Annotated in this window: 23 protein-coding genes and 1 riboswitch; of the genes, 5 read left to right on the top strand and 18 right to left on the bottom strand. The window is 68.8% G+C overall.

The window, feature by feature from the left end; all coding sequences use genetic code 11:
• Positions 1–62: 62 nt before the first annotated feature.
• A riboswitch (S-adenosyl-L-homocysteine riboswitch) is annotated at positions 63–138 on the bottom strand.
• A 142-nt stretch (positions 139–280) separates the two neighbouring features.
• Together ACEOAB_RS00180 and ACEOAB_RS00175 are read left to right on the top strand one after the other, a co-directional pair.
• Positions 281–1,294 (top strand): esterase/lipase family protein, encoded by a 1,014-nt coding sequence (locus ACEOAB_RS00180; protein ID WP_413749994.1) that lies wholly within the window; start codon positions 281–283, stop codon positions 1,292–1,294.
• Between the two features lie 11 nt (positions 1,295–1,305).
• The gene (locus ACEOAB_RS00175) at positions 1,306–2,223 is read left to right on the top strand and encodes a lipase secretion chaperone (RefSeq protein WP_495653346.1); all 918 of its coding nucleotides are present in this window, start codon (positions 1,306–1,308) and stop codon (positions 2,221–2,223) included.
• Between the two features lie 8 nt (positions 2,224–2,231).
• Here the strand turns inward: ACEOAB_RS00175 and ACEOAB_RS00170 are convergent, their stop codons facing one another.
• Positions 2,232–2,669, bottom strand: a complete 438-nt coding sequence (locus ACEOAB_RS00170; RefSeq protein WP_056588332.1) for a PACE efflux transporter — start codon at positions 2,667–2,669, stop codon at positions 2,232–2,234.
• A gap of 103 nt (positions 2,670–2,772) precedes the next feature.
• On the opposite strand from ACEOAB_RS00170, the gene ACEOAB_RS00165 reads away from it, so the two are divergent.
• The gene (locus ACEOAB_RS00165; RefSeq protein ID WP_413751294.1) at positions 2,773–3,699 is read left to right on the top strand and encodes a LysR family transcriptional regulator; all 927 of its coding nucleotides are present in this window, start codon (positions 2,773–2,775) and stop codon (positions 3,697–3,699) included.
• Positions 3,700–3,711: 12 nt separating this feature from the next.
• On the opposite strand, the gene ACEOAB_RS00160 is transcribed toward ACEOAB_RS00165, so the two are convergent.
• The 17 genes from ACEOAB_RS00160 to ACEOAB_RS00080 all read right to left on the bottom strand — a co-directional run bounded on the left by ACEOAB_RS00160 (position 3,712) and on the right by ACEOAB_RS00080 (position 21,226).
• A complete protein-coding gene (locus ACEOAB_RS00160; RefSeq protein WP_495653345.1) occupies positions 3,712–4,431 on the bottom strand; it encodes an SH3 domain-containing protein in 720 nt (239 codons plus the stop codon).
• 72 nt (positions 4,432–4,503) lie between these two features.
• A complete protein-coding gene (locus ACEOAB_RS00155; protein WP_413751384.1) occupies positions 4,504–5,559 on the bottom strand; it encodes a homocysteine S-methyltransferase family protein in 1,056 nt (351 codons plus the stop codon).
• Between the two features lie 63 nt (positions 5,560–5,622).
• On the bottom strand, positions 5,623–6,783 hold the full coding sequence (locus tag ACEOAB_RS00150; protein ID WP_495653344.1) for a histidinol-phosphate transaminase: 1,161 nt from the start codon (positions 6,781–6,783) through the stop codon (positions 5,623–5,625).
• On the bottom strand, positions 6,780–7,601 hold the full coding sequence (gene hutG, locus ACEOAB_RS00145; RefSeq protein WP_056588346.1) for an N-formylglutamate deformylase: 822 nt from the start codon (positions 7,599–7,601) through the stop codon (positions 6,780–6,782). Before hutG ends, ACEOAB_RS00150 begins: the two co-directional genes overlap by 4 nt.
• Positions 7,602–7,607: 6 nt before the next feature.
• Positions 7,608–8,990, bottom strand: coding sequence for a formimidoylglutamate deiminase (locus ACEOAB_RS00140; protein ID WP_495653343.1), 1,383 nt, complete (start codon positions 8,988–8,990; stop codon positions 7,608–7,610).
• Complete coding sequence (gene hutI / locus ACEOAB_RS00135) at positions 8,987–10,237, bottom strand: imidazolonepropionase (RefSeq protein ID WP_495653342.1); 1,251 nt, start codon at positions 10,235–10,237, stop codon at positions 8,987–8,989. The genes ACEOAB_RS00140 and hutI overlap by 4 nt, the downstream gene beginning before the upstream one ends.
• A 24-nt stretch (positions 10,238–10,261) precedes the next feature.
• Complete coding sequence (locus ACEOAB_RS00130; RefSeq protein WP_413751010.1) at positions 10,262–10,834, bottom strand: HutD/Ves family protein; 573 nt, start codon at positions 10,832–10,834, stop codon at positions 10,262–10,264.
• Positions 10,835–10,982: 148 nt separating this feature from the next.
• Positions 10,983–11,651 (bottom strand): amino acid ABC transporter permease, encoded by a 669-nt coding sequence (locus tag ACEOAB_RS00125; RefSeq protein WP_413751011.1) that lies wholly within the window; start codon positions 11,649–11,651, stop codon positions 10,983–10,985.
• A 7-nt stretch (positions 11,652–11,658) separates the two neighbouring features.
• Positions 11,659–12,405: a transporter substrate-binding domain-containing protein gene (locus ACEOAB_RS00120; RefSeq protein ID WP_056588358.1), complete on the bottom strand. Its 747-nt coding sequence runs from the start codon at positions 12,403–12,405 to the stop codon at positions 11,659–11,661.
• A 45-nt stretch (positions 12,406–12,450) separates the two neighbouring features.
• Complete coding sequence (locus ACEOAB_RS00115; protein ID WP_056588361.1) at positions 12,451–13,185, bottom strand: IclR family transcriptional regulator; 735 nt, start codon at positions 13,183–13,185, stop codon at positions 12,451–12,453.
• Between the two features lie 130 nt (positions 13,186–13,315).
• Positions 13,316–14,164: a phytanoyl-CoA dioxygenase family protein gene (locus tag ACEOAB_RS00110; RefSeq protein ID WP_495653341.1), complete on the bottom strand. Its 849-nt coding sequence runs from the start codon at positions 14,162–14,164 to the stop codon at positions 13,316–13,318.
• Positions 14,164–15,891 carry a urocanate hydratase gene (gene hutU / locus ACEOAB_RS00105; RefSeq protein WP_413750096.1) on the bottom strand — a complete coding sequence of 576 codons (1,728 nt, stop codon included), beginning with the start codon at positions 15,889–15,891 and terminating at the stop codon, positions 14,164–14,166. Before hutU ends, ACEOAB_RS00110 begins: the two co-directional genes overlap by 1 nt.
• A 28-nt stretch (positions 15,892–15,919) precedes the next feature.
• Positions 15,920–17,479, bottom strand: coding sequence for a histidine ammonia-lyase (gene hutH, locus ACEOAB_RS00100; protein WP_495653340.1), 1,560 nt, complete (start codon positions 17,477–17,479; stop codon positions 15,920–15,922).
• A 59-nt stretch (positions 17,480–17,538) separates the two neighbouring features.
• Entirely contained in the window at positions 17,539–18,276 is a 738-nt protein-coding gene (gene hutC, locus ACEOAB_RS00095; protein WP_413336110.1) for a histidine utilization transcriptional repressor HutC, read from the bottom strand.
• 334 nt (positions 18,277–18,610) lie between these two features.
• Positions 18,611–19,411, bottom strand: a complete 801-nt coding sequence (locus ACEOAB_RS00090) for an ABC transporter ATP-binding protein (RefSeq protein WP_413750094.1) — start codon at positions 19,409–19,411, stop codon at positions 18,611–18,613.
• Positions 19,396–20,274, bottom strand: a complete 879-nt coding sequence (locus tag ACEOAB_RS00085; protein WP_413314868.1) for an ABC transporter permease — start codon at positions 20,272–20,274, stop codon at positions 19,396–19,398. Before ACEOAB_RS00085 ends, ACEOAB_RS00090 begins: the two co-directional genes overlap by 16 nt.
• Positions 20,255–21,226, bottom strand: coding sequence for an ABC transporter substrate-binding protein (locus tag ACEOAB_RS00080; protein ID WP_056515793.1), 972 nt, complete (start codon positions 21,224–21,226; stop codon positions 20,255–20,257). Before ACEOAB_RS00080 ends, ACEOAB_RS00085 begins: the two co-directional genes overlap by 20 nt.
• 288 nt (positions 21,227–21,514) lie before the next feature.
• Here ACEOAB_RS00080 and recQ point away from each other — a divergent pair, with 288 nt between their 5' ends.
• Positions 21,515–23,407 (top strand): DNA helicase RecQ, encoded by a 1,893-nt coding sequence (gene recQ, locus ACEOAB_RS00075; RefSeq protein WP_413750093.1) that lies wholly within the window; start codon positions 21,515–21,517, stop codon positions 23,405–23,407.
• Positions 23,408–23,429: 22 nt separating this feature from the next.
• Positions 23,430–24,311 carry a LysR family transcriptional regulator gene (locus ACEOAB_RS00070; protein ID WP_495653339.1) on the top strand — a complete coding sequence of 294 codons (882 nt, stop codon included), beginning with the start codon at positions 23,430–23,432 and terminating at the stop codon, positions 24,309–24,311.
• Positions 24,312–24,320: the final 9 nt, after the last annotated feature.

The raw sequence follows: 24,320 nt of genomic DNA, 5'->3' as shown, positions 1-24,320 counted from the left end.
GGGCGGAATCGAGGGTAGCTGGAGCGGAAATCTGGGACATGGCCTCACCTGCGGAAGAGTCGGACAGGCGAGCGTCGTTGTCGCCCCAAGCCTGACGGCCGGCCTGCGAGGCCCACCGCTGCAACGCTCCTTGGGAAGTGGTGCATTTTAGGTCGATTCGAAATCCGCCGGGGGAAAACCCCAGTTTCCATTCCCGCCTCCATCCACAGAATGCGGCCACCGTTTCTGAACGAACGTTCGTTTTTTTAACCAGCGCGAAAGCGACGAAAGGGAAAGCCGGATGATCAAGAAGTGGAACGCGGCCCTGTGCTGCGGACTCGCGGCCGCAGCGGCCTGGATGGCGCCTGCGGCCCGCGCGGCCGACAGCGGCGCCTCGACCCTGGTGACGGCCCGCGTGCAGTCTGCCGAGGCGAAGACGAAATACCCCATCGTGCTGGTCCACGGCCTGCTCGGCTTCGACAACCTGCTGGGCGTCGACTACTTCTACGGCATTCCCGACACGCTGGCCGGCGCGGGCGCCCGGGTCTACGTGGCCCAGGTGTCGGGCACCAACACCTCGGAAATCCGCGGCGAGCAGCTGCTGCAGGAGCTCAAGACCATCCGCGCGATGGAAAACGACCCGGCGCTCAAGTTCAACCTGATCGGCCATTCGCAGGGCGCGCCCACGGTGCGCTACGTGGCGGCGGTGGCTCCCGACATGGTCGCCTCGGTCACCTCGGTGGGCGGCGCCAACGGCGGCTCCAAGGTGGCCGACCTGCTGGCGAAACTGCCCGAGGGCGGCATTGCCCAGACCGCGGTGGTGACGGCCGTGGGCCTGCTGACGAACGTGATCGGCGTCCTCTCGGGCAAGGACCCGGGCCAGCTGCCCGAGGTGCCGCTGAACGCCCTGGCCTCGCTGACCACCGCGGGCGGTGCGGCCTTCGACGCCAAGTTCCCGCAGGGCCGGCCCGCGCCGGGCGCATCGTGCGACGTGAAGAGCGGCGCGGCCGTGGTCGGCGGCGTGCGCTACTACTCGTGGTCGGGCGTGTCCACGGGCTTCAACCTGTTCGACCCGAGCGATGCCCCGCTGTCGGCGCTGGGCACGCTCGCCTTCTCCGGTGAGGCCAACGACGGGCTGCTCGCGACCTGCACCACCCGCCTGGGCACGCACCTGGGCGACTACCGGCAGAACCACCTCGACGAGGTCAACCAGGTGCTCGGCAACACCTACGGCAGCCAGTTCCCGTACTACGAGAAGAAGGTGCCGGCGATCTTCAAGGAACAGGCCGCGCGGCTGAAGAGCGCGGGGCTCTGAGGGCCTTGGCCGTGCACGCACGCTGGACGCTGTGGGCCGCGGGCGGCGCGGCGCTGCTCGCGGTAGCGGTTGCCTTTTTCGCGGCCGGCCCCGGCGCGGCCGACCTTCCGGCCGCCGGATCGGACACGATGGCGACGGCCACGGGCCCGGGCCCCGAGCCCGGGCCGTTCGCAGCCTCGGCGGCGCCGGATGCCCTGCTCGACAGTTCCCTGATTTCCATCTTCGACCAGGTGCTCCTCGAAGCGCAGGCCGACAGCAAGGCCACGCTGATGGCCCGTGCGCCCGCCCTGCTCGCCCGGTACCTGCGCGAAGACTGGCGGGTGCGCGCCCTTGGCCTGCTGGAGCGGTACGTCGACCTGGAAGAGGCCCTGCGCGCAATGCCGCCACCCGCCCCCGGCGACCCTACTCAGCTGCGCCTCAGCCTGGAGGCGCGCGAGGCGCTGCGCCGCCGGTATTTCAGGCCCGAGGAAATCGAAGGCCTGTTCGGCGACCAGATCCGGCAGGACCGCTTCATGGTGGAAAAGCTGGAAGCACTTGCCAACACCGCGCTGACACCCGAGCAGCGCACCGCCGCGCTCGCGCGCAGCGAGCAGGCCTGGCTCTCGCCGGAACAGCGCGAGGTGCGCCGCGACGCAGTGGCGCATGCCGACGTGATGCGCCAGACCGAGGCGCTGGAGGCGCGCGGCGCGAGCCCCCAGGAGCGCTTTGCCGAGCGCAGCGAGGCCTATGGCCCTGAAGTGGCGCGCAGCCTGGCGGCGCTCGACCAGGAAAACCGGGACTGGAATGCCCGCCTCGACCGCTACGCCGGCGCCTCCGAAGCCGATCGAGCCCAGTTGCGCGAGACGCTGTTCAACGACACCGAGCGACTTCGCCTGAGCGGCGCCCTGGCGATGCGCGCCGCCAGCACACAGAGACCAGCGAATAAGTAAGCGCAGGCTTACGCAGGCTGCGCTTCACCCATCGCCGAGGTCGGCAGGCCGAACACGCGATCGAAGGCCCAGTTGAAGACGAAGGTGTAGACCAGGAAGAACACCACCAGCCCCAGGTCCATCACCAGCGCCTGCCACAGCGACACGCCCAGGCCCCAGGCGAACATCGGCACCAGGAAGGCGATCAGCCCGCCCTCGAAGCCGATGGCGTGGGCGACGCGGCGGCGCACGCTACGCCCGCGCACGGCCTGGCGCGATTCCCAGCGTTCGAAGAGCGCGTTGAAGACCAGGTTCCAGATCACCGCGATGACCGAGGCGGCCACCGCCAGCACGCCCGAATGGCCCAGGCCGGCGTCCGTCATCAAGGCCAGCCCGGCGCTGGCGGCGACGATGGCGATGCCTTCGTAAAGGGTGATGTAGACGATGCGACGCTGAATGCCCTGCATGACGCTTCTCTCCTGGTTTGTTGGCTGCGATGTCTGGACTTTATGTGTCACTCGCTGATATAAAAAGTTAACTTGTTTCAGTTTTATTGATAGATCGAGCGCCATGGCCTTCTCCAGCGACAACATCGAGGTCTTCCTGGCCGTGATCGACCACGGCTCCTTCTCTGCCGCGGCGCGGGCGCTGCGCAAGGTGCCATCGGCGGTCAGCATGGCCATCGCCAACCTCGAGGCCGAACTCGCCCTACCGCTGTTCGACCGCAGCGGCCGCGAGCCCCAGCCCACGGCCGCGGCACGTTCGCTGGAGCCTCAGGCGCGGCTGCTGGCGGCACAACTCGGGCAGCTCCAGGTGCAGGCGCTGGCGCTGACCCAGGGGCTGGAAGACCGGCTCACGCTGGCCATCGCGCCCGAACTGCTGGCCGCGCCGTGGAGCGGCCCGCTGGCCGAACTGGCACGCGAACACCCGCTGCTGCAGGTGGAGGTGCTGGCGGCCCCGCAAGCCGATGCATTGGCGCTGCTGCATAGCGGTCGCGCGCAGCTGGCGCTGGTGTTCGAGCGCCCGAGCCTCGACGGCCGCGAAGGCTTCCAGGAAGTCGGCAGCGACCTGATGGTGGCCGTGATGGCGCCCGACCACCCCGTGCTGCTCGCGGCGCCGGGCGGCCGGCTGCGTGAGGAGCATCTGACGAACACCCGGCAGATCGTCGTGGCTGGCCGCGACCTCGCCAACAGCGATCCGCGCTTCGTGTTCGCGCGCCACGTCTGGCGCACCGACAACGCGCTGGCCGCGCTGAGCCTGATCACCGCCGGGCTGGGCTGGGGCTGGCTGCCGCGCAATTTCGCGCGGCCGCACGTGGCGGCCGGGGCGCTGGTCGAGATTCCGTTCGAGAACCTCAGCAACGGGCTGGACCTGTGGGTGGACGTCGTGTGGTCACGTGAGCGCCCACTTGGGCTGGGAGCCCAGCGCTTCGTGGCACTGATAGGGAAAGACCGGGTAGCCCCCGGCCAGTGCAGCCCCAAAACCGGCGGAATCTAGCTGCCGGTCTCTTCAGCGGTCGTGGCCGCGGCCGCCGCCATGGCCACCGCCATGACCACGCTCGTGCCCGTCGCCATGGCCACCCCCGCCGTGACCGCCGCCGCCCCCGTGCGGTCGTCCGCCGCCGCCGCCGGGATGCGAATGCGGCATGCCAGGCACCGGCGCCGGGCGGAAGCTCGGCTGCGGCCGCGGCGGCCTGATGCCGGGGTCCGGCGGCGGACGGAATCCAGGGCCCGATGGCCGGAACCCGGGGCCAGGCTGCCAGGGACGCGGCTGCCACGCCGGCCTGACTGGCGGCGGCGGACGCCAGCCCGCCACGGGCGGCGGTGGGCGGCCGCCCCACCAGCGCCGCTCGCCGTACCACGGCCGGTCGCGGTAGTAGCTGGCCCAGTAGCTGCCGATCGCGAAGCTGATGATCGGCACGCCGATCACCGCGCCGTAGGCCGCCAGCGGCACGCGCTGCTCCTGGTAGGCGTAGTCGAGGCTGCGCGCCCACACCCAGCCGCGCCCTCCGTCGGGCAGCACCACGTCGCACCAGCCGTAGCCGCTGGTGCAGCCGATCACGTCGAGCGGCTGGCCGGGCCCGAGCCGCGCCACCAGCGGATAGTCGCCCGAGGGGCCGGCACGCAGGTTGACCGTGCCGCGCGTGAAGGCCTGCTGCGCCGCGGCCGCAAGCGGCAGGATCAGGGCAAGCGCGCCGATGCCGATCCAGCGTGGGGCGAGTGTGTTCATGGCGGGCTCCTGTTCCTGTGCCAGCCAGCCTAGGCCGGGGCAGGAGCGCCTGTCAATCGGCCGGAGGCGCGATCAGGCAGCCTCGCGGTAGAAGCCCGCGTTGTGGCTGCCCAGTGCGCGGCCCGCGACCGGCGCAACCGCCTTGCCGATGGCCGCGATGTGGTCCGGCGTGGTGCCGCAGCAGCCGCCCACGATGTTCACCAGCCCTTCGGCCGCGAACTCGTGCAGCAGGCGCGAGGTGACGTCGGGCGTCTCGTCGAAGCCGGTTTCGCTCATCGGATTGGGCAGGCCCGCGTTCGGATAGCAGCTGATGAAGGTGTCGCCCGCCACCTTCGACAGTTCCTGAATGTACGGCCGCATCAGCGCCGCGCCCAGCGCGCAGTTCAGGCCGATGGCCAGCGGCTGCGCGTGGCGCACGCTGTGCCAGAAGGCGGTGACGGTCTGCCCGCTGAGGATGCGGCCGGAGGCATCGGTCACCGTGCCGCTGATGATCAGCGGCAGGCGCTGGCCGCTGTTGTCGAAATACTCGTCGACCGCGAACAGCGCGGCCTTGGCGTTGAGCGTGTCGAAGATGGTCTCGACCAGGATCACGTCGGCGCCGCCCTCGACCAGCGCTTCGGTCTGCTCGTAGTAGGCCGCGCGCAGTGCTTCGAAATCGACGTTGCGCGCGCCCGGGTCGTTCACGTCGGGGCTGATGCTCGCCGTCTTGGGCGTCGGGCCGAGGGCCCCGGCCACGAAGCGCGGCTTGTCCGGCGTGCTGAACTTGTCGCAGGCCGCGCGCGCCAGCCTGGCGGATTCGAGGTTCATCTCGCGCGCGAGGTGGGCCATCTTGTAGTCCTCCTGCGCGATGGTGGTCGCACCGAAGGTGTTGGTCTCGATCAGGTCGGCGCCGGCCGCGAGGTAGCCCTCGTGGATGTCGCGGATCACGTCGGGGCGCGTGAGCGAGAGCAGTTCGTTGTTGCCCTTCACGTCGCGCTCGAAGTCCTTGAAGCGCTCCCCGCGGTACTGCGCCTCGGTGAGCTTGAAGCGCTGGATCATCGTGCCCATGGCACCGTCGAGGATGGCGATGCGCTTGGCGAGGATGCCGGGCAGTGCCTGGCCGCGGGTGTAGGTGAGGGGCTTCGTCATTCCCGCGATTGTAAAAACCCCGGCCTGGCCCGGCTCCCGGGCGGGTCTTGGCGGGCTCGGGCCCTAGTCCGACCCGCCCGCAATCTCCGTCAGCGCCTGCACGAAGCGCGCGTTCTCCTCGTCGGTGCCCACAGACACCCGGATGAAGGTCTCGAAGCCCGGCTCCTTCCAGGGCTTGACGATGATCCCGCGCGCCAGCAGCGCCTCGTTGACCGGCCCGTTCGGCCGTGCGAGGTCGAGGAACAGGAAGTTGGCCGCCGAGGGCGCGATGCGCAGGCCCGGAAGGACCGACTGCGCGAGCGCGCGGAGCTGCGCCGCCAGCACCTCGCGCTGCCGCACGGTGCGCTCCACCGCCTTTGCCATGAAGGCCTCGTCGCCCCAGGCTGCGAGGGCCGCGGCCTGCGCCGCGAGGTTCACGTTGAAGGGCGTGCGCACCCGGTCGAGCAGTTGCACCAGCGCCTCGTCGGACGCGATGCCGTAGCCGACCCGCAGGCCCGCGAGCGCCCAGGCCTTGGAGAAGGTGCGCAGCACGATCCACGGACGGCCTGCGGCTGCGTCGGCACCCTCCCACGCGCGCAGCATCGAAAGCACGTCGGGATAGCCGGGCGCCAGCCGCGCGTACTCGTGGTACGCCTCGTCCACCACCAGCAGCGTGCCCGCCGGCACCGCCGCGAGCAAGCGCGCGAAGTCGCCGGTATCGAACATGCAGCCGACCGGGTTCGAGGGATTGGCCAGCATCACCATCTTGGGTCCGCGCGCGAGCGCCGCGCACCAGGCATCGAGGTCGAAGCCGAGCTCCGGCGTGAGCGCCAGCAGCTCGACCTGCGCGCCCATCATGCGCGGGTAGATCTCATGCAGCCCGAAGACAGGGCGCTGCGTGAGCACGCGGTCGCCCGGCGACAGCAGCGCCTGGCACAGCATCTGGAGGATGTCCTCGGAGCCGTTGCCGATCACCACCTGCGCGGGCTGCGCACCCGTTCGCCCGGCGATCGCGGCGCGCAGCGCGGTGCAGTTGGCGTCGGGGTAGGTGCCTGCGCGCGCCGCCAGGTCGACCAGCGCCCGCGCCACCGCGGGGCTGGGGCCGTACGGGTTCTCGTTGCTCGCCAGCCGCGCGATCTCGCTGACGCCGTAGCGCGCGCGCACTGCGTCCGAGGACAGCCCCGCGTTGTAGGGCGGCAGCGGCGGCACCTCGGGGCGCGCGAACGCGTGGATGGCGGCGCTCACCGGCCGCCGCCTTCGACGAAGGCCAGCACCGCTTCCAGCATGCGGCGTACGTGCGGTTGCACGCCCGCCGCCACCTCGGGCAGGTAGTCGAACGGCAACTGCTCCTGCATGTAGCTCGATTGCGTCATCTCCAGCTGCACCGCGTGCACACCGCCGGCCGGATTCCCGTACTGGCGCGTGATGTGGCCGCCCGTGAAGCGGCCGTTGAGCACGCCGGTGTAGCCGGTGGCCGATTTCGCGATGCCGAGCAACGTTTCGGCCAGCGCCGGGTCGCAGCTCGCGCCGTTGGCGGTGCCGAGGTTCAGGTCGGGCAGCTTGCCCTCGAAGAAGCGCGGCAGCACCGAGCGGATCGAGTGCGCGTCCCACAGCGCGACCGTGCCGTGCGCGGCCTTCAGGCGGTCGAGCTCGGCCCGCAGCTGCCGGTGGTACGGCACCCAGATCGCATCGCGGCGCGCGGCGACTTCGTCGTCGTCCGGCACGTCGGCGGGGTTGGCGTAGACCGGCGTGTCGTCGAAGGTGTCGACCGGGCACAGGCCGGTGACGCTCTGGCCCGGGTACAGGCTGGCGCCGTCCGGCGGGCGGTTCAGGTCGACCACGTAGCGCGAGTGCGTGGCCGCGAGCACCGAGGCGCCCAGCTCATCGGCGAAGTCGTAGAGCCGTTCAAGGTGCCAGTCGGTGTCGGGCACGTGGCGCGCTTCGTCGGTGAAGCGGGCGGCCAGCGCGGGCGGCACGTGGGTGCCGACGTGCGGCATCGAGATCAGCAGCGGGCGCGTGCCCTGGCGGAAGCGGAAGGCGGGTTCGGTGGTGGTGAAGGCCATGGAAATTCAGTCCTTGAGGAGTTGGGTGCGCGCAGCCACGAAGGCGGCCGCGGCGTCGTCATGCAGCGTGTGGCGTCCGGCCACCACACGCGCGCGGCCCGCGGCCCAGACGCTGTCGATGGCGGAGGTGCGGTGGCTCGCGAAAACGTGGGCCGAGAGCATGTCGGGCGCCGACAGGCCCTGCAGCGCGAGGTGCGCGGCATCGAGCACGACGAAGTCGGCCTGCTGCCCCACGGCCAGCCCGCCGACGGCTCGGCCCGAGGCTTGCGCCCCGCCCTGCACCGCCTCGAGCGTGAACGCGGTCGCGACATGCGGCTGCACCGCGCTCGCGCCGACGTTGCGCTGCCGCCGCGACAGGCGCTGGCCGTATTCGAGCATCAGCAGTTCTTCGGCCGCGTTGACGCTGGCGTGGCTGTCCGAGCCCACACCCCACGCCCCGCCATGGCTGCGCCATTGGGGAAAGTCGAAGATGCCGTCGCCCAGATTGGCCTCGGTCGTCGGGCAGAGGCCCGCGCCCGCGCCGCTCTTGGCGGCGTACTCGTATTCGGCGGCGTTCATGTGCGTTGCATGAACGAGGCACCAGCGCGCATCGACCGGCGCATGGTCGAGCAGCCACTCGACCGGTCGCAACCCGCTCCACTCCACGCAGTCGTCCACTTCCTTCGTCTGCTCGGCGATGTGGATGTGGATGGGCGCGGTGCGGTCGATGGCTTCGAGCCCCGCGATCGCATCGCGCAGCGCCTCGGGCGGCACGGCGCGCAGCGAGTGCGGCGCCATGCCGAGCCGAGCCCCCTGTTCATCGCACACCGGCTTCAATGCGTCAAGCAGGCGCAGCATCGAGTCGGTCGACCTGATGAAGCGGCGCTGCCCTTCCGTGGGCGGCACGTCGCCGAAGCCGCCGGTCTGGTAGAGCACCGGCAGCAGCGTGAAGCCGATGCCGGCCTTGCGCGCAGCACGCAGCAGCGCAAGGCTCAGGGTCGCGTCGTCGGCATAGGGCTTGCCGTCGGCGTCGTGGTGCACGTACTGGAACTCGCACACGCTCGTGTAGCCAGCTTCGAGCATCTCGGCATAGAGCCAGGTCGCGATGGCTTCCATGTGCTGCGGGCCGAGGCGCGCGGCAAAGCGGTACATCAGCGTGCGCCAGCTCCAGAAGCTGTCGTGCTGCTCGGCGCGGTGCTCTGTCAGGCCCGCGAAGGCACGCTGGAAGGCGTGCGAATGCAGGTTGGGCATGCCGGGGATCAGCGGGCCTTTGACAGTTTGCGCGTCGGCGGGGCGTTGCGCGCCGGCCTGCACCTGCGTGAGCTGGCCTGCGTCGTTCCACGTCAGCAGGACGTTCTTCGCCCAGCCTTCGGGCAGCAGCGCGTCGGCTGCGAAAAGCGTATGTGTCATGCCTGGGCTCCTGCCGCGATGCGGCCTTGTCGCACCACGGTGCGCACGGGTTGCTGGCCGAACCAGTACGCCAGCTCGGCCGCCTCGCGCACGTTCCACAGCACGAAGTTGGCGGGCATGCCGGGCACGATGGCGCCGTGCGTCTGCTGCAGCCCCAGCGCGCGTGCCGCATGCACGGTGACACCGGCCAGCGCCTCGGGCACGGTGAGGCGGAACAGCGTGCATGCCATGTTCACCATCAGCAGCAGGCTCAGCGCAGGCGAGGTGCCGGGGTTGTGGTCGGTGGACACAGCCATCGGCACACCGGCGGCGCGCAGCGCGTCGATCGGCGGCAGATGCGTGTCGCGCAGCGTGTAATAGGCGCCGGGCAGCAGCACGGCCACAGTGCCCGACCGGCGCATCGCCTCGATGCCTTCGGCCGACAGGTGTTCGATGTGATCGCACGACAGCGCACCGTAGCGCGCGGCCACTGCTGCGCCGCCCATGTCCGACAGCTGCTCGGCATGTAACTTCACCGGCAGGCCCAATGCCTGCGCGGCCCGGAAGACCTGCTCGGTTTCCGCGAGCGAGAAGGCGATGCGCTCGCAGAACACGTCGACCGCATCGACCAGCCCCTCGGCCGCGAGCGCGGGCAGCATCTCGCGGCAGACGAGGTCGATGTAGTCGCCGCTGCGATTCGCGTATTCGGGCGGCAAGGCATGCGCACCGAGAAAGGTGGTGCGCACGGTCACGCCGTAGGCTTCGCCCAGCCGCCTTGCCACGCGCAACTGCTTGCGCTCGTGTTCCAGCGACAGGCCGTAGCCCGACTTGATCTCGATGGCGCAGACGCCATCGGCCAGCAGCTGTTCGAGCCGCGGCGCGGCCTGCGCGAAGAGCGTGTCTTCGTCGGCCTCGCGCGTGGCACGCACCGACGACACGATGCCGCCGCCGGCCTTGGCCACTTCTTCGTACGTGGCGCCTGCGAGCCGCATCGCGAACTCATTGGCGCGCTGGCCGCCGTAGACGAGGTGCGTGTGGCAATCGACAAGGCCGGGCGTGACGAGCGCTCCGCCCCCGTCGTGGAGGGGCAGTGCCGCGAATTCGGCCGGCAGCGCGTCGCGTGCGCCGACCCAGCGGATCGCGCCCTGAATGACCACGATGGCGGCCTCGACGCCGTCTTCCAGTGCCACGCCGGGTGCGGCATCTGGCGCAAGGCGCAGGCCGGTCCAGAGGCCGTCGGCCGAGGGATATTCGCTGACAGGTTTCATCGTCGTCATCTTTCTTTCTGCGGGTTACGCCGGCAGGATTCGAACCGCCACCAGCCGCGCGTCTTCGCTCTCGGGTATCGCGCGCCATGCATGGGCTGCGTCTGTCCAGCACAGGCCCTCGCCTTCGCGGCAGGCCTCTTCGTTCAAGCGCCAGGCGCCGCGCAAGGCGAGCAGCACGCCGTGCGGCGCCGCATCGACGGCCGACGCGCGGTCCAGCACCTGCACATCGGCACGCCACTGCCCGCGCCGCGTCATCACGTTGAAGTCGTTCGATGCGCCGCCGAGCAGCGTGCAGTCGATCGCGTCGTCGCCGCTGAAGGCGAAGGGCCGATGCGGCGCGTCGAGCCGGTGGCTGATGCGCCCGTCGTGCGTGAACAGGCGAACGCCGTCGCCCTCCAGCAGCATGATGCTGCGGTCGATGCCCTCGAACACCGAGAACGGTCCGGCCGCGGCGATGGTCGCGATGCTCACGCGCCAGCCGAAGCCGCCGAGCGCCGCGCCCTGCGGCCAGCTGGCGATCTCCTGCGTGGTGCCGCCGCCGTTTTTCCAGGGGGTGACCGGGAGTGTGCTGCGGGAGAAATGCCGTACGCCGCTCATGCCCGCCCCTCTTGCTCCTTCCCCCGCTGGGGGAAGGTTGGGATGGGGGCAGCGCCCAACGCACGCTGTTCGAAGGTCGAGGCCGTCGTGCCCCCACCCCTGCCCTCCCCCAGAGGGGGAGGGAGAAATGCAAATACGGAACCCGCGCTCATCGCATCAATCCACCTTGCCGCAGCTTCTGCTCGAAGTGCCGCAGCACCAGCGTCATCGTGCCCGTGAGCATGAAGTACACGACGGCGATGGCCAGGTACACCTCCAGCGAGCGGTACGACACGCTGATGATCTTCTGCCCCTCGTGCATCACGTCGTGAATCGTCAGCAGCGACACCAGCGCCGAGTTCTTGATGAGCGCGATGAACTCGTTGCCCAGTGGCGGGATCATGCGCACCACCGCCTGCGGCAGCACGATCTCGCGCATCGCCGTGCCGGGCGTCATGCCCAGCGACTGCGCCGCCATGGTCTGGCCCTTGTCGATCGACTGGATCGCGCCGCGCACGATCTCCGACACGTACGCACCCGAATACACACCGAGCCCCAGCACGCCGCACACAAAGGCGGGCAGCAGGATGCCGAAGTGCGGCAGGCCGAAGAACAAAATGAACAGCTGCACCAGCAGCGGCGTGCCGCGAATGGCCGCAACGTAGGCGGTGCACGCGCCGTAGAGCCAGCGCCGCTTCGGGTTCAGCCGGCCGATGCCGACCAGCAGGCCCAGCACGCAACCGAGCGCCAGCGCGCAGGCGGTGATCTCCACCGTGACGAGCGCGCCGCGCAGCAGGTCGGGCCAGCCCTGCCAGACGGGCGAGAAATCGAAATCCATGGCGCGCTTACTTGGCGCTGGCGTTGAACCACTTGTTCACGATCTTTGCGTAAGTGCCGTCGGCCTTGAGCTTTTCGATCGCGCCGTTCACGGCCTTGGTGAGCTCAGGCGTGTCCTTGCGGATGGCCATGCCGTATTCCTCGGTGGTGATCTGCTCGGGCAGCACCTTGAGGCCGCCGCGCGTGCGCACGTATTGGTAGGCGGCGGGCTTGCCGGTGACTGCTGCGTCGGCGCGGCCGATGTCGACGAGGTTGAACATCTCCTGGTTCTTCTCGACTTCCATCAGCTGCACCTGCGGGAATTTCTCCTTCGTGAAGGCCACCGACTTGGTGCCCACCTGCACGCTGACCTTCTTGCCGTTGATGTCGGCCGGCGTCTTGATGGCCGTGTTGCCGTCCTTCACCATCACGACGAGGCCGCCCGCGTAGTACGGCGCGGTGAAATCGACAACCTTCTTGCGCTCGTCGGTGATGTAGATGCCCGACACGGCCATGTCGAAGCGCTTCGAGATCAGGCCCGGCACGAGGCCCTTGAAGTCGATGTCGATCCACTCGATCTTGCGGCCCAGTGTCTGGCCGATCGCCTCGACCAGCTCCACGTCGAAGCCGGTGCGCTTGCCGTTCTCCACGAACTCCATCGGCGGGAAGGTGGCGTCGGTGGCCACGCGCAGCGGCTCGCCCTGCGCCTGAGCAGCGCCGGCGAAACCGAAGAGAGCGGCGGCAGCAATGGTGAAAAGAGTGCGACGGGTGTTCATGGTGAAAGGCTTCCGTGGGTTTGAAAAGGGAGAAAGACGCAGCAACTACTGCAGGGCGCGAGAGATGCGGGCCGCCGTGACGACGGTCATGTGGAGCAATGCAGCTTCCATGCCCTCGACGCGCGTGAGCGGCGCCATGAGCGTGATCGCGCCGCGCAGGTGCCGACCGGTGGCCAGCACCGGCGCGCTCGCACCCCAGACGCCGGCATCGACCTCGCCGTGCGTCACGGCATGGCCGGCCTCGCGAATGGCGTCGAGCTCGGCGGCGCGTTCGGCGCGGCGTTCGGGGCTCTCGCCGAGCCCGTCGAGCAGGGCGTCGCGCTGGTCGAGCGGCATGTGGGCCAGCAGGCACTTGGCGCTGGCGCCGTCGCGCGCGGGCACGCTGCGGCCGCGGTCGAAGGAGCAGCGCAGCGACTGCTCGCTGTCGATCATCTCCAGGCACACGACACGCTCGTTCACGGCCGTGACCAGCGCCACGCTCTCGTGCGTCTGCTGGGCCAGCGCGCGCATGTCGGCGCGCGCGGCCATCACGAGGTCGGAATTGCCGTCGAAGCCGGTGGCAAGTTGCACGCTCACCGGGCCCGGGGAGTAGCGGCCATCGGATTCCATCACGAAGCCCCAGCGGCGCAGCGTGGCGATCTGCCGGTACAGCGTGCTCTGCGACAGGCCGGTGGCCTGCACCAGCTCGGCCGCCGTCATCGCCGCCTTGCTTTGCGCCAGCACCGACAGCACGAACAGGGCGCGGTCGTTGTGGGCGGGGGCGTCGATCGGGGGCGTCATCGGAAGCAATCGCTGGAGGTCGAAAGTGGATGCGGCGTGCAGTATCTTGCTCGCCGTTCTCACTTCCAAGCGTGGATTCCCACGGAGTGGGAATGGCCGCGTTTTTTCTTTCTACCTTCGTCTTACCTTCTCAGCCCACCAGCAGCGGAAAGAGCGAATCGTCCATCGGCGCACCGGCCGGCAGTCGCTCGGCGAGGCCGGGGAAATCGGGCGAGGTCTTCCAGCTGCGCGGCGCGTGGCGGATGTCGTCGCCCAAAAAACGCACCGAGAACACGCGGCGCCGGTTGGGCCCCTCGACGCCAGCGGCCGCATGCAGCGTGAGCATGTGGAAGCAGACGAAGTCGCCGGGCTCGATGTTCCAGCCGACGATGGGGAAGCGCTCGCGCGCGCCTTCGATGTCGGGCAGGTCCTCGAGGCTGCCTTCGGGGAACCACTTGGCGTGGTTGTCCATGAAGGTGCGCGGCATCAGCCACGGCCCCTTGTGTGAGCCGGCCACGAACTCGAGCGTGGCGGCGCGCGACACCGGATCGACCGGTATCCACATGCTGACGTTCTGCTCACCCTCGATGTTGTAGTAGGGCTGGTCCTGGTGCCACGGCGTGCGCTGGCGCGTGCCGGGCTCCTTCACGAGCAGGTGGTCGTGGTACAGGCGCACGGTGTTCGAGCCCATGAGTCGCTGCGCCAGTTGCGCAAGCGGCGCCTCGAAGATGAAGCGGCGGAATTCGTCGATCTCCTGCCAGTTGCAGAAATCCTCGAAGAAGCGGCCCGGGTCGTCGGGCCGGCTCGCCACCTTGGCGCGCGGACTGGGCGCGGCGAGGTTGGCCTCGATGCCATCGCGCAGCAGCGCCAGCTCGTCGGCCGTGAGCAACTGGCGGATGCACACCGCACCGTCGCGCTGGAACTGCGCGACGAGTGCGTCGTCCACGCGCTCCTGCACGCGGCGCTGCAGCTCCTGGGCGTCGGGAAAGACGCCCGCCATCACTTCACCATCGGCAGCTTCAGCCCCTGCTTCTTCGCCGTAGCGATGGCGATGTCGTAGCCCGCGTCGGCATGGCGCATCACGCCGGTGGCCGGGTCGTTGAACAGCACGCGCTCGATGCGCTTGGCGGCCGCGTCGGTGCCGTCGCACACGATCACCACGCCCGAGTGCTGCGAGTAGCCCATGCCCACGCCGCCGCCATGGTGCAGGCTGACCCAGGTGGCGCCGCCCGCGGTGTTGAGCAGCGCGTTGAGCAGCGGCCAGTCGCTCACCGCATCGGTGCCGTCCTTCATGGCTTCGGTCTCGCGGTTCGGGCTGGCGACCGAGCCGGTGTCCAGGTGGTCGCGGCCGATGACGATGGGCGCCTTGAGTTCGCCGTTCTTCACCATCTCGTTGAAGGCCAGGCCCGCGATGTGGCGCTCGCCCAGGCCCAGCCAGCAGATGCGCGCCGGCAGGCCCTGGAAGGCGATGCGCTCGCACGCCATGTCGAGCCAGCGGTGGGTGTGCTTGTTCTCGGGGAACAGCTCCTTGATCTTCGCGTCGGTCTTGTAGATGTCCTCCGGATCGCCCGAGAGTGCGACCCAGCGGAACGGGCCCTTGCCTTCGCAGAACAGCGGGCGGATGTAGGCCGGCACGAAACCCGGGAAGTCGAAGGCGTTCTTCACGCCTTCGTCGAACGCGACCTGGCGGATGTTGTTGCCGTAGTCGACCGTGGGGATGCCCATGGCCTGGAAGTCGAGCATGGCCTGCACGTGCACGGCGCACGATTTCGCGGCCGCCTTCTTGAGCGCGTCATGCTGCGAAACGTCCTTCATCGCTGCCTGCCATTGCGGCACGCTCCAGCCCGAGGGCAGGTAGCCGTTGATCAGGTCGTGCGCCGAAGTCTGGTCGGTCACCAGATCAGGCTTGAGGCCGCCGGCCTTCGCGCGCTTGACCAGCTCGGGGAGGATGTCGGCCGCGTTGCCGAGCAGCGCGATCGAGACCGCTTCCTTCGCATCGCAGTGCTGCTTGATCAGCTCGAACGCATGGTCGATGTCGCGCGCCTGCTTGTCGACGTAGCGGGTGCGCAGGCGGAAGTCGATGCTCGACTGCTGGCACTCGATGTTGAGCGACACCGCGCCCGCCAGCGTGGCCGCCAGCGGCTGCGCGCCGCCCATGCCGCCGAGGCCGGCCGTCAGGATCCACTTGCCCGCGAGGCTGTTGTTGTAGTGCTGGCGGCCGGCTTCGACGAAGGTCTCGAAGGTGCCCTGCACGATGCCCTGGCTGCCGATGTAGATCCAGCTGCCCGCGGTCATCTGGCCGTACATGAAGAGGCCCTGGCGGTCGAGCTCGTTGAAGTGCTCCCAGTTGGCCCACTTCGGCACGAGGTTGGAGTTGGCGAGCAGCACGCGGGGTGCGTTCTCGTGCGTCTTGAACACGCCGACCGGCTTGCCCGACTGGATGAGCAGCGTCTCGTCGTCGTTCAGCTCCTTCAGCGACGCGAGGATCTGGTCGTAGCAGGCCCAGTTGCGCGCGGCGCGGCCGATGCCGCCGTACACCACGAGGTCTTGCGGACGCTCGGCCACCTCGGCGTCGAGGTTGTTCTGCAGCATGCGGAACGGGGCTTCGGTGAGCCAGCTCTTGCAGTTGAGTTCGCTGCCGCGCGGGGCGCGGATCACGCGGGTCGGGTCATGGCGCGGGTCGGTACCGGCGGACTTGTTCAGGTCGATCTTGTCGGGTGCGTTCATGGCGTGGTTCTCCTTGTCGGGTGGTGTTTTACGAGTGACTGGGCAGGATGTCGAGCAGCGCGGCCGGCAGTTCGGCCTTCAGCGCCCACTGGCGCATGGCTTCGATGTCGGGGGCGAGGTAGCGGTCGGTTTCGAGGAACGCGACCTTCTGGCGGATGGCGGCGAATTCGGCCTCCACCAGCGGCGAACTCTTGAGCTTGCGCTTGAGCTCGATGCCTTGCGCGGCGGCCATGGCCTCGATGCCGACGACCACCGCGGTGTTGTTGACCATGTCGCCCAGGCGGCGGCCCGCGAAGGTGGCCATCGACACGTGGTCTTCCTGGTTGGCCGAGGTCGGCAGGCTGTCGACGCTGGCGGGGTGCGCGAGCGATTTGTTCTCCGAGGCCAATGCTGCAGCCGTGACCTGCGCGATCATGAAACCGGAATTGAGGCCACCGTCGCGCACCAGGAACGGCGGCAGGCCCGACAGGCCGGTGTCGAGCAGCAGTGCGATGCGGCGCTCGGCGATGGCGCCGACTTCGCTGATGGCCAGCGCAATGATGTCGGCCGCGAAGGCGACGGGCTCGGCGTGGAAGTTGCCGCCCGAGATGACTTCGCCGGTGTCGCAGAACACGAGCGGGTTGTCCGATGCGGCATTCGCTTCGATCACCAGCACGCGCGCGGCGTGCGCGAGGTTGTCGAGGCAGGCGCCCATCACCTGCGGGATGCAGCGCACCGAGTACGGGTCCTGCACACGGCCGCAGTCGGCGTGCGAAGGCACGATTTCGCTGCCTTCGAGCAGCGTGCGCACCGCGCCCGCCACGGCGATCTGGCCCAGTTGGCCGCGCGCGGCGTGAATGCGTGCGTCGAAGGGCTTGATCGAACCCTGGATGGCTTCGAGCGACAGCGCGCCCGACATCAGCGACGAAGCGAACACGTCTTCCGCGCCGAACAGGCCGAACAGCGCGAGCGCGGTCGACACCTGCGTGCCGTTGAGCAGCGCCAGGCCTTCCTTGGGGCCGAGCACGACGGGCGCGAGGCCGATGCTCTGCATCGCCTGCGCACCGCTGACCACGGTGCCGTCGGCCAGCGTGGCCTCGCCTTCGCCGATCAGCACGCAGGCCAGGTGCGCGAGCGGCGCGAGGTCGCCTGACGCGCCGACCGATCCCTTGGCCGGAATGCGCGGCATGACGCCCGCGTTGAACAGCGCCAGCAGCGCATCGGCCAGCGCCGGGCGTACGCCCGAATGGCCACGCGCCAGGCTCACGGCCTTGGTCGCCAGCACCATGCGCACCACCGGCGCGGCCAATGGCTCGCCCGTGCCCACGCTGTGCGACAGCACGAGGTTGCGCTGCAGTTCCGCCAGGTGGTCGTTGCCGATGCGCGTGCTCGCGAGCTTGCCGAAGCCGGTGTTGATGCCGTAGACGACCTGGTCGTTCTCGACGATGTGGCGCACGGCGGCCTCGGCGCGCTGCATGCCGTCGCGCACCGACGGGTCGAGCGACAGCTGCACGCCGCCGGCCTGGATGCGTCGCAGCATCGCCAGATCGACCTTGCCGGGCGTGAGGATCAGAGTGGCATCTGGAGTAGCGGTGTGTTTGCTTGTCATGTGAACCTGTCTATACAAGTAGTTGCGAGTGAAAACTGAGGCCTCTGAGGGCGAAAAAATCAACCGAAGCTAGGGTTGCCGTCTGCCTTGAAACGGCTGCCCAGGCTGTAGCGCGAAGCGGGATGCAGGCAGCGCACCCAGGTCACGGGTGTGTTGCGTGACCAGGTGCGGCGCGTGAGCAGGAGGCAGGGGGCTGTGGGTTCCATGGCGAGCCTGTCGGCCTGCTCCTGGTTGGGCAGCACGGCATCGACCACGTGTTCGATCTGGTCGAAGGGCACGTTGCGCACCAGGTACTCGCTGGGCGGCATGACGCTGAAGTCCTGTTCGAGGTAGTCGGGAACGACCTGCGGATTGACGTAGCGCTCTTCGAGCTGCACGGGCGTGCCGTTCTCGAGGTGCAGGCACACGCTGTGGAACACCGAGGTGCCGGCGCGCATGTCGAGCCACGCGGCCACGTCGGGCGAGGCGGCGATGCGCTCGACCGCGATCATGTCGCAGCGGTAGTCGTGTCCGCGCTGGCGGATTTCGCTGGCGATGTTGGCGATCTGCAGCAGCGTGGACTGCGGCTTGTTCTCGGCCACGAAGCTGCCGACCCCGGCCACGCGCACGATGCGTCCCTGCTCCACCAGCTCGCGCAGCGCGCGGTTCACCGTCATGCGCGCCATGCCGAACTGCGCGACCAGCTCGTGCTCCGAGGGCAGGCGGTGGCCGGGCGGCCACGTGCCGTCCTGGATCTTGCGGGAGATGTGATCCTTGACTTGCGCGTAGAGCGCGAGGGTGGGGAGGTCGCGTTTCATGCTTGCTGTTTTAGCTCTTGTTTTGAGCGCTGCTGTTCGGGGTGCGTGCACAGGGCACCGCGTACTCCCCTCCGCGAATGTCCCCCGCCTTCGGCTCCTCCTTTATTTCGCTGCGGGGAGCACCCGATGCCCTGCGCACAACGAGTGCTGCCGTTGTTTCGCTCGATCAACAAGTGCTCTGAACGATCACGCCGATGCGGGGGCCTTTTTCGCGAAATAAAGGAGGAGCCCGAAGGGCGGGGGACATTCGCGAAAAAGGTCACCGCGTCGGCGTGGGCGCGCCCCGAACACCGGCGCACGCCAAACACAACGGAATGAAGGCAAGGCGCCATCCTCAATGCTCCACAGCCGCCATCGACTCCGCGCGAATCTCTTCCGTCAGCCGCGCCTTGATGTCCATGAACTCCGGCGAGGTCTTGATGGTGTAGCTGCGTGGATGCGGAAAATCGACCGCGATCTCGGTCTTGATACGCCCCGGCCGCGCGCTGAACACCGCCACGCGGTTAGCCATGAAGATCGCCTCGTCGATGTCGTGCGTGACAAACAGCACCGTCTTGCGCGCCGACTCCCAGATGCCGAGCAACAGCTCCTGCATCAGCACGCGGGTCTGGTTGTCGAGCGCACCGAAGGGCTCGTCGAGCAGCAGCATCTTGGGGTCGTTGGCCAGCGCGCGCGCAATCGCGGTGCGCTGCTGCATGCCGCCCGAGAGCTGCTTCGGAAAATGATTCTCGAAGCCGCGCAGCCCGACCTTGGCGATGAAGAACTCGCTGCGCTCCTTCTGGTCGGCCTCTCTCATGCCGCGCTCGCGCAGGCCGAAGCGGATGTTCTGCGCCACAGTGAGCCACGGAAAGAGCGTGTAGCTCTGGAACACCACGCCGCGGTCGGCGCCCGGGCCTTCGATGCGCTCGCCGTCGAGCATCACCTGGCCGGTGGTCGGGAAGTCGAGCCCCGCCACGATGCGCAGCAGCGTCGACTTGCCGCAGCCCGAGGGGCCGAGGATGGTGACGAAGTCGTTCTCCTTCACCTCGAAGTCGATCGGCTGCAACGCTTGCGTGCGCTGGCCCTTGGTGCCGGTGAAGACGCGCGAGACGCCCTGGATGGAAAGTTGGTTTTGCGACATCACAATGCGGCCCATGCGAAGAGGCGGCGGTTGAGCGCCTTGAAAGCGAAATCGGACAACAGGCCGATGACACCGATCACGATGATCCCGAAGATGATCTGCCCGGTGTTCAAGAGCGCCTGGCTGTCGGTGATCATGTGGCCGATGCCCGAGGAGGAGCCGATCAGCTCCGCCACGATCACGTAGGTCCAGGCCCAGCCGAGCACGAGGCGCAGCGTCTCGGCGATGCCTGGTGCGGCGCCCGGAATGAGCACGCGCGCCACGATGCCGCGGCTGTTCGCGCCCAGCGTGTAGGCGGCCTCGACGAGGTCGCGCCGCGCGCCGCCTACGGTGACGGCCACCATCAGCACGACCTGGAAGAAGGAGCCGATGAAGATCACCAGCAGCTTCTGCATTTCGCCCAGGCCCGCCCACAGGATCAGCAGCGGAATGAAGGCCGAGGCCGGCAGGTAGCGGCAGAAGGACACGAAGGGCTCGAAGAAGGCCTCGACCGTCTTCCAGGTGCCCATCGCGATGCCCAGCGGTACCGCGAACACGGCTGCCAGCAGGAAGCCGCCGAACACGCGCCACACGGTCATGCCGATGTCGCCGATGAAGCCGTACTCGGTGAAGAGCAACCAGCCTTCCTTGACCATGGTCGGCGGACTGGCGAGGAAGGTCGGCGACACGAAGCCGCCGAGCGTGGCCAACGACCACACCAGCACGAATACGACGAAGAAGCCGAGCCCGAGCAGCACGCGGGCACGTGCACCGACGGGTTCGAGCGGCGCGAACGCGCGGCGCCGCACAGGCGCCACGGGCAGAGAGGAAACGGCGGTGGAGGCAGATGCCGCGCGCGGCGGCACCTGCGGCAGCGCCTTACTTGACGTAGCTTGCATCGAAGGTCACTGCGTAGTCTTCAGGCGCCTTGCGGATCACGCCGGCTTCCAGCAGGATGGCCGCGGCTTCCTTCATGAAGGTCGTGAGTTCGCTCGAGAAGAACTTCTGGTTGGCCGCCTTGTCCTGCCAGCGCAGGTAGGCGGACGACTTGGCGAACTGTTCGCCGCTCTGCTTGACGGCCGAGCCCATGAGTTCGTTGGCTTTTTCGGGCTCGGCCTTGATCATGTCGAGCGCGTCGAAGTACGACTTGGTGAGCGCGGCGGCGGCCTTGGGATTGGCCTTGAGCCAGGTGGGCGCGCAGCCGACGGTGTCCATCACCATCGGGTAGTCGAGCGTGGTGGCCAGGATCTTGCCGGCGGCGGGGTTGGCGCGCACGGTCGAGAGATACGGCTCGTAGGTCATGGCGGCGTCGTTCTGGCCGGCCACGAAGGCCTGGGCGGCGGGCTGCGGCTCGAGCGAGACCACCTTCACGTCCTTCAGGGTCATGCCGTTCTTGCTGAGCATCCAGGCCAGGCCGAAGTACGGCGCGGTGCCGGGGGCGCTCACGCCGATGGTCTTGCCCTTGAGGTCGGCGAAGCTCTTCACGTCGTTGCGCACCGCGATGCCGTCGGCGCCGTAGGACTTGTCCATCTGGAAGATCTGCACGATGGGCACGCCGTTGGCGTTCCAGGCCACGTGCGTCTCGACCGTGGTGGCCGCGCACTGGATGGCGCCGGAAGCGAGCGCCAAGTGGCGGTCCTTCTGCGGAATCATCTTGAGTTCGACGTCGAGCCCGTTCTTCTTGAAGATGCCCGCCTTGTCGGCCAGCGAGAGCGGCGCGAAGCCGGTCCAGCCGGACATGCCGAGCGCGATCTTGGTTTCCTGGGCGGCGGCCGTTCCGGCCATGCCCGCTGCACATGCACCTGCTGCCAGCAGCGAAGCGACTTTCACAACTACCGTCGTCTTGACCATGGGTACTCCTGGTTCCGTTCTTGAGAGATGGCTCGGCGGCGCGCCTCGGTGGCCGGGCTGCGCACGCCTCGCATTGTTGCCAAGCGCCCCAACTTGTATATACAGGATAACCCGAAAGGTCATTTTTGGTGCAATTCCTTGGGAAATGCACCGGTTTGCTGTCTAGACAAGAAAGGTCGCAGGACGGGGGCCACCATTGCAAACCTTGTGCCACAGTCATATCTGTGCGGCTGGAGGACAATCGGCGGCCCCTCCTTTCGCCCCCTTCCGACCTCCCCTCCGCTGCCTGTGTCCTCTCTCGCTCCCCGCCCCATCGACGTCTCCGGCAGCAGCGCACCCGCCGACATCCTTCACGAAGTCTTCGGCTACGCGCAGTTCCGCGGGGCCCAGCAGGACATCGTCGACCACGTGGTCGGCGGCGGCGACGCGCTGGTGCTAATGCCCACGGGCGGCGGCAAGTCGCTGTGCTATCAGATCCCTGCCATCGCGCGGCAGCGCGCGGGGCACGGCGTGGCGGTGGTGGTGTCGCCGCTGATCGCGCTGATGCACGACCAGGTGGGCGCGCTGCACGAGGCGGGGGTGAGCGCGGCCTTTCTCAATTCCACGCTCGACTGGGAAGAGACGCAGGACGTGGAGCGCCGCATGCTGCGCGGCGAGATCACGCTGCTGTACGCGGCGCCCGAGCGCGTGAACACGCCGCGCTTCCTGTCGCAGCTCGATTCGCTGAAGGAGCGCGGCAAGCTCTCGCTCTTCGCCATCGACGAGGCGCATTGCGTGAGCCAGTGGGGCCACGACTTCCGCCCCGAGTACCGTGCGCTCACCGTGCTGCACGAGCGCTATGCGGGCGTGCCGCGCATCGCGCTCACGGCCACGGCCGACAACCTGACGCGCGCCGACATCGTCGAGCGGCTGCAGCTCGAGGAGGCGCGCCAGTTCGTCTCCAGCTTCGACCGGCCGAACATCCGCTACACCATCGTCGAGAAGAAGGACGCCACCACGCAGCTGCTGCGCTTCATCGAGCGCGAGCATGAAGGCGATGCGGGCGTGGTCTATTGCCAGTCGCGCAAGCGGGTGGAAGACGTGGCGGTGATGCTGCGCGACGCCGGTATCAACGCGTTGCCCTATCACGCCGGACTCGATGCCGCGGTGCGCCAGAAGCACCAGGACCGCTTCCTGCGCGAGGAAGGCATCGTGATGGTCGCGACCATCGCCTTCGGCATGGGCATCGACAAGCCCGACGTGCGCTTCGTCGGCCACCTGGACATGCCCAAGAACATCGAGGGCTACTACCAGGAAACCGGCCGCGCGGGCCGCGACGGTGGCCCCGCCGACGCCTGGATGACCTACGGCCTGCAGGACGTGGTGAACCAGCGCCGCATGATCGACGAGAGCCCCGCCGGCGAGGAGTTCAAGCAGGTGATGCGCGGCAAGCTCGACGCGCTGCTCTCGCTGGCCGAGGCGAGCGACTGCCGGCGCGTGCGACTGCTGGGCTATTTCGGCGAGAAGAGCACGCCCTGCGGCAACTGCGACAACTGCCTGAACCCGCCGCAGGTGTGGGACGGCACCGATGCCGCACGCAAGCTGCTCAGCACCATCTACCGCGTGCAGCAGCTCAGCGGCATCAGCTTCGGCGCAGGGCACATCATGGACATCCTGCGCGGCAAGCCGACCGAGAAGGTCAAGCAGTTCGGCCACGAGCGCATCAGCACCTTCGGCATCGGCGCGGAGTTCAGCGAGGTGGCGCTGCGCGGCGTGCTGCGCCAGCTGATCGCCACGGGCGCGCTCGCGGTCGACGCGGAGGCGTTCAACACGCTGAAGCTCACCGAAGGCTCGCGCGCGGTGCTCAAGGGCGAGGCGAGCGTGACGCTGCGCGAGTCGGTGTCGTCACCGGCGGAGCGCAAGACCCGGCGCGAGAAGACCGTCAAGGGCGCGCCCTCGCCGGCCGCCGCCAAGCTCGACGAAACCGGCAAGAAGCGCTTCGAGGCGCTCAAGGCATGGCGCGCCGAAGTGGCCAAGGAGCACAACCTGCCGGCCTACGTGATCTTCCACGACGCGACGCTGGCGGCCATCGCCGAGCGCGCGCCCGCGACGCTCGAAGACCTGCAGGGCATCAGCGGCATCGGCACCAAGAAGCTCGAGGCCTATGGCAGCGAAGTGCTGCGGGTGTGCGAGGCCTTCTGACAGACCCGCAAGAGGCCCTGCCGTGGACACCCGCCAGATGCGCTGCGTCGTCGCGATCGCAGAGGCGGGCAGCCTCACCAAGGCAGCCGAGCGGCTCGGCCTGGCGCAGCCAGCGCTCACGCAGACGCTGAACCGGCTCGAGAAGGAACTCGGCACCCCGCTCTTCACGCGCACGCGCCGCGGCGCCGCGCTCACCGACGCGGGCCTGGCCGTCATCGACGACCTGCGCGCCAGCCTCGCCTATGGCGACACGGCCGCCGAGCGCGCCCGCGCCATGGGCGCCGGGCGCGCAGGCCGGCTCACGGTGGGCTTCGTCACGCATGCGGTCTACGAGGTGCTGCCGAACGCGCTGCGCCGGCTGCGCGCCGAGCATCCGCAACTCGACGTGGTGCTGCGCGAGATGAGCAACGCCGAGCAGGTGGCAGCGCTGGAGGGTGGGCGCATCGACATCGCGCTGCTGCATCCGCCGGTGTCGGTCTCGGCCCGGGTGCACGAGCTGCGGCTGGGCGAGGAACCGCTGATCGCCGCGCTGCCCGCCTCATGGCCGCTGGACGAGGACGGCTGCGTGTCGCTCGCCGATGTAGCGCGTCACGGGCTCGTGTGGTTTCCGGAGCAGCAGATTCCCGCCCTGCGCGCGCAGCTGCTGGGCGCGCTGCGCCGCGCCGGCCACGAGACGCGCGTGGTGCAGGACGCCAACCGCACGCTGACGGTACTGGCCTGCGTGGCCGCGGGGCTGGGCTGGTCGCTGCTGCCGCGCTCGGTGCGCGCGCTGCAGCACGAGGGCGTGCGCTATGCCGAAGTGCGAGACGGCGCGGGGCTGCCGGCCTTCGAACTCTCGGCGCTGTGGCTGGCGCGCTCGCGGTCGACCTTCGCCGACGCGTTCGCGGCGATGTTGCGCGGCTGACGCCGCCAG

Source organism: Variovorax sp. Varisp53 (assembly GCF_059491555.1).
Note: the sequence above shows the minus strand (reverse complement) of the source record. Positions and strands in the feature narration are given on the sequence as shown.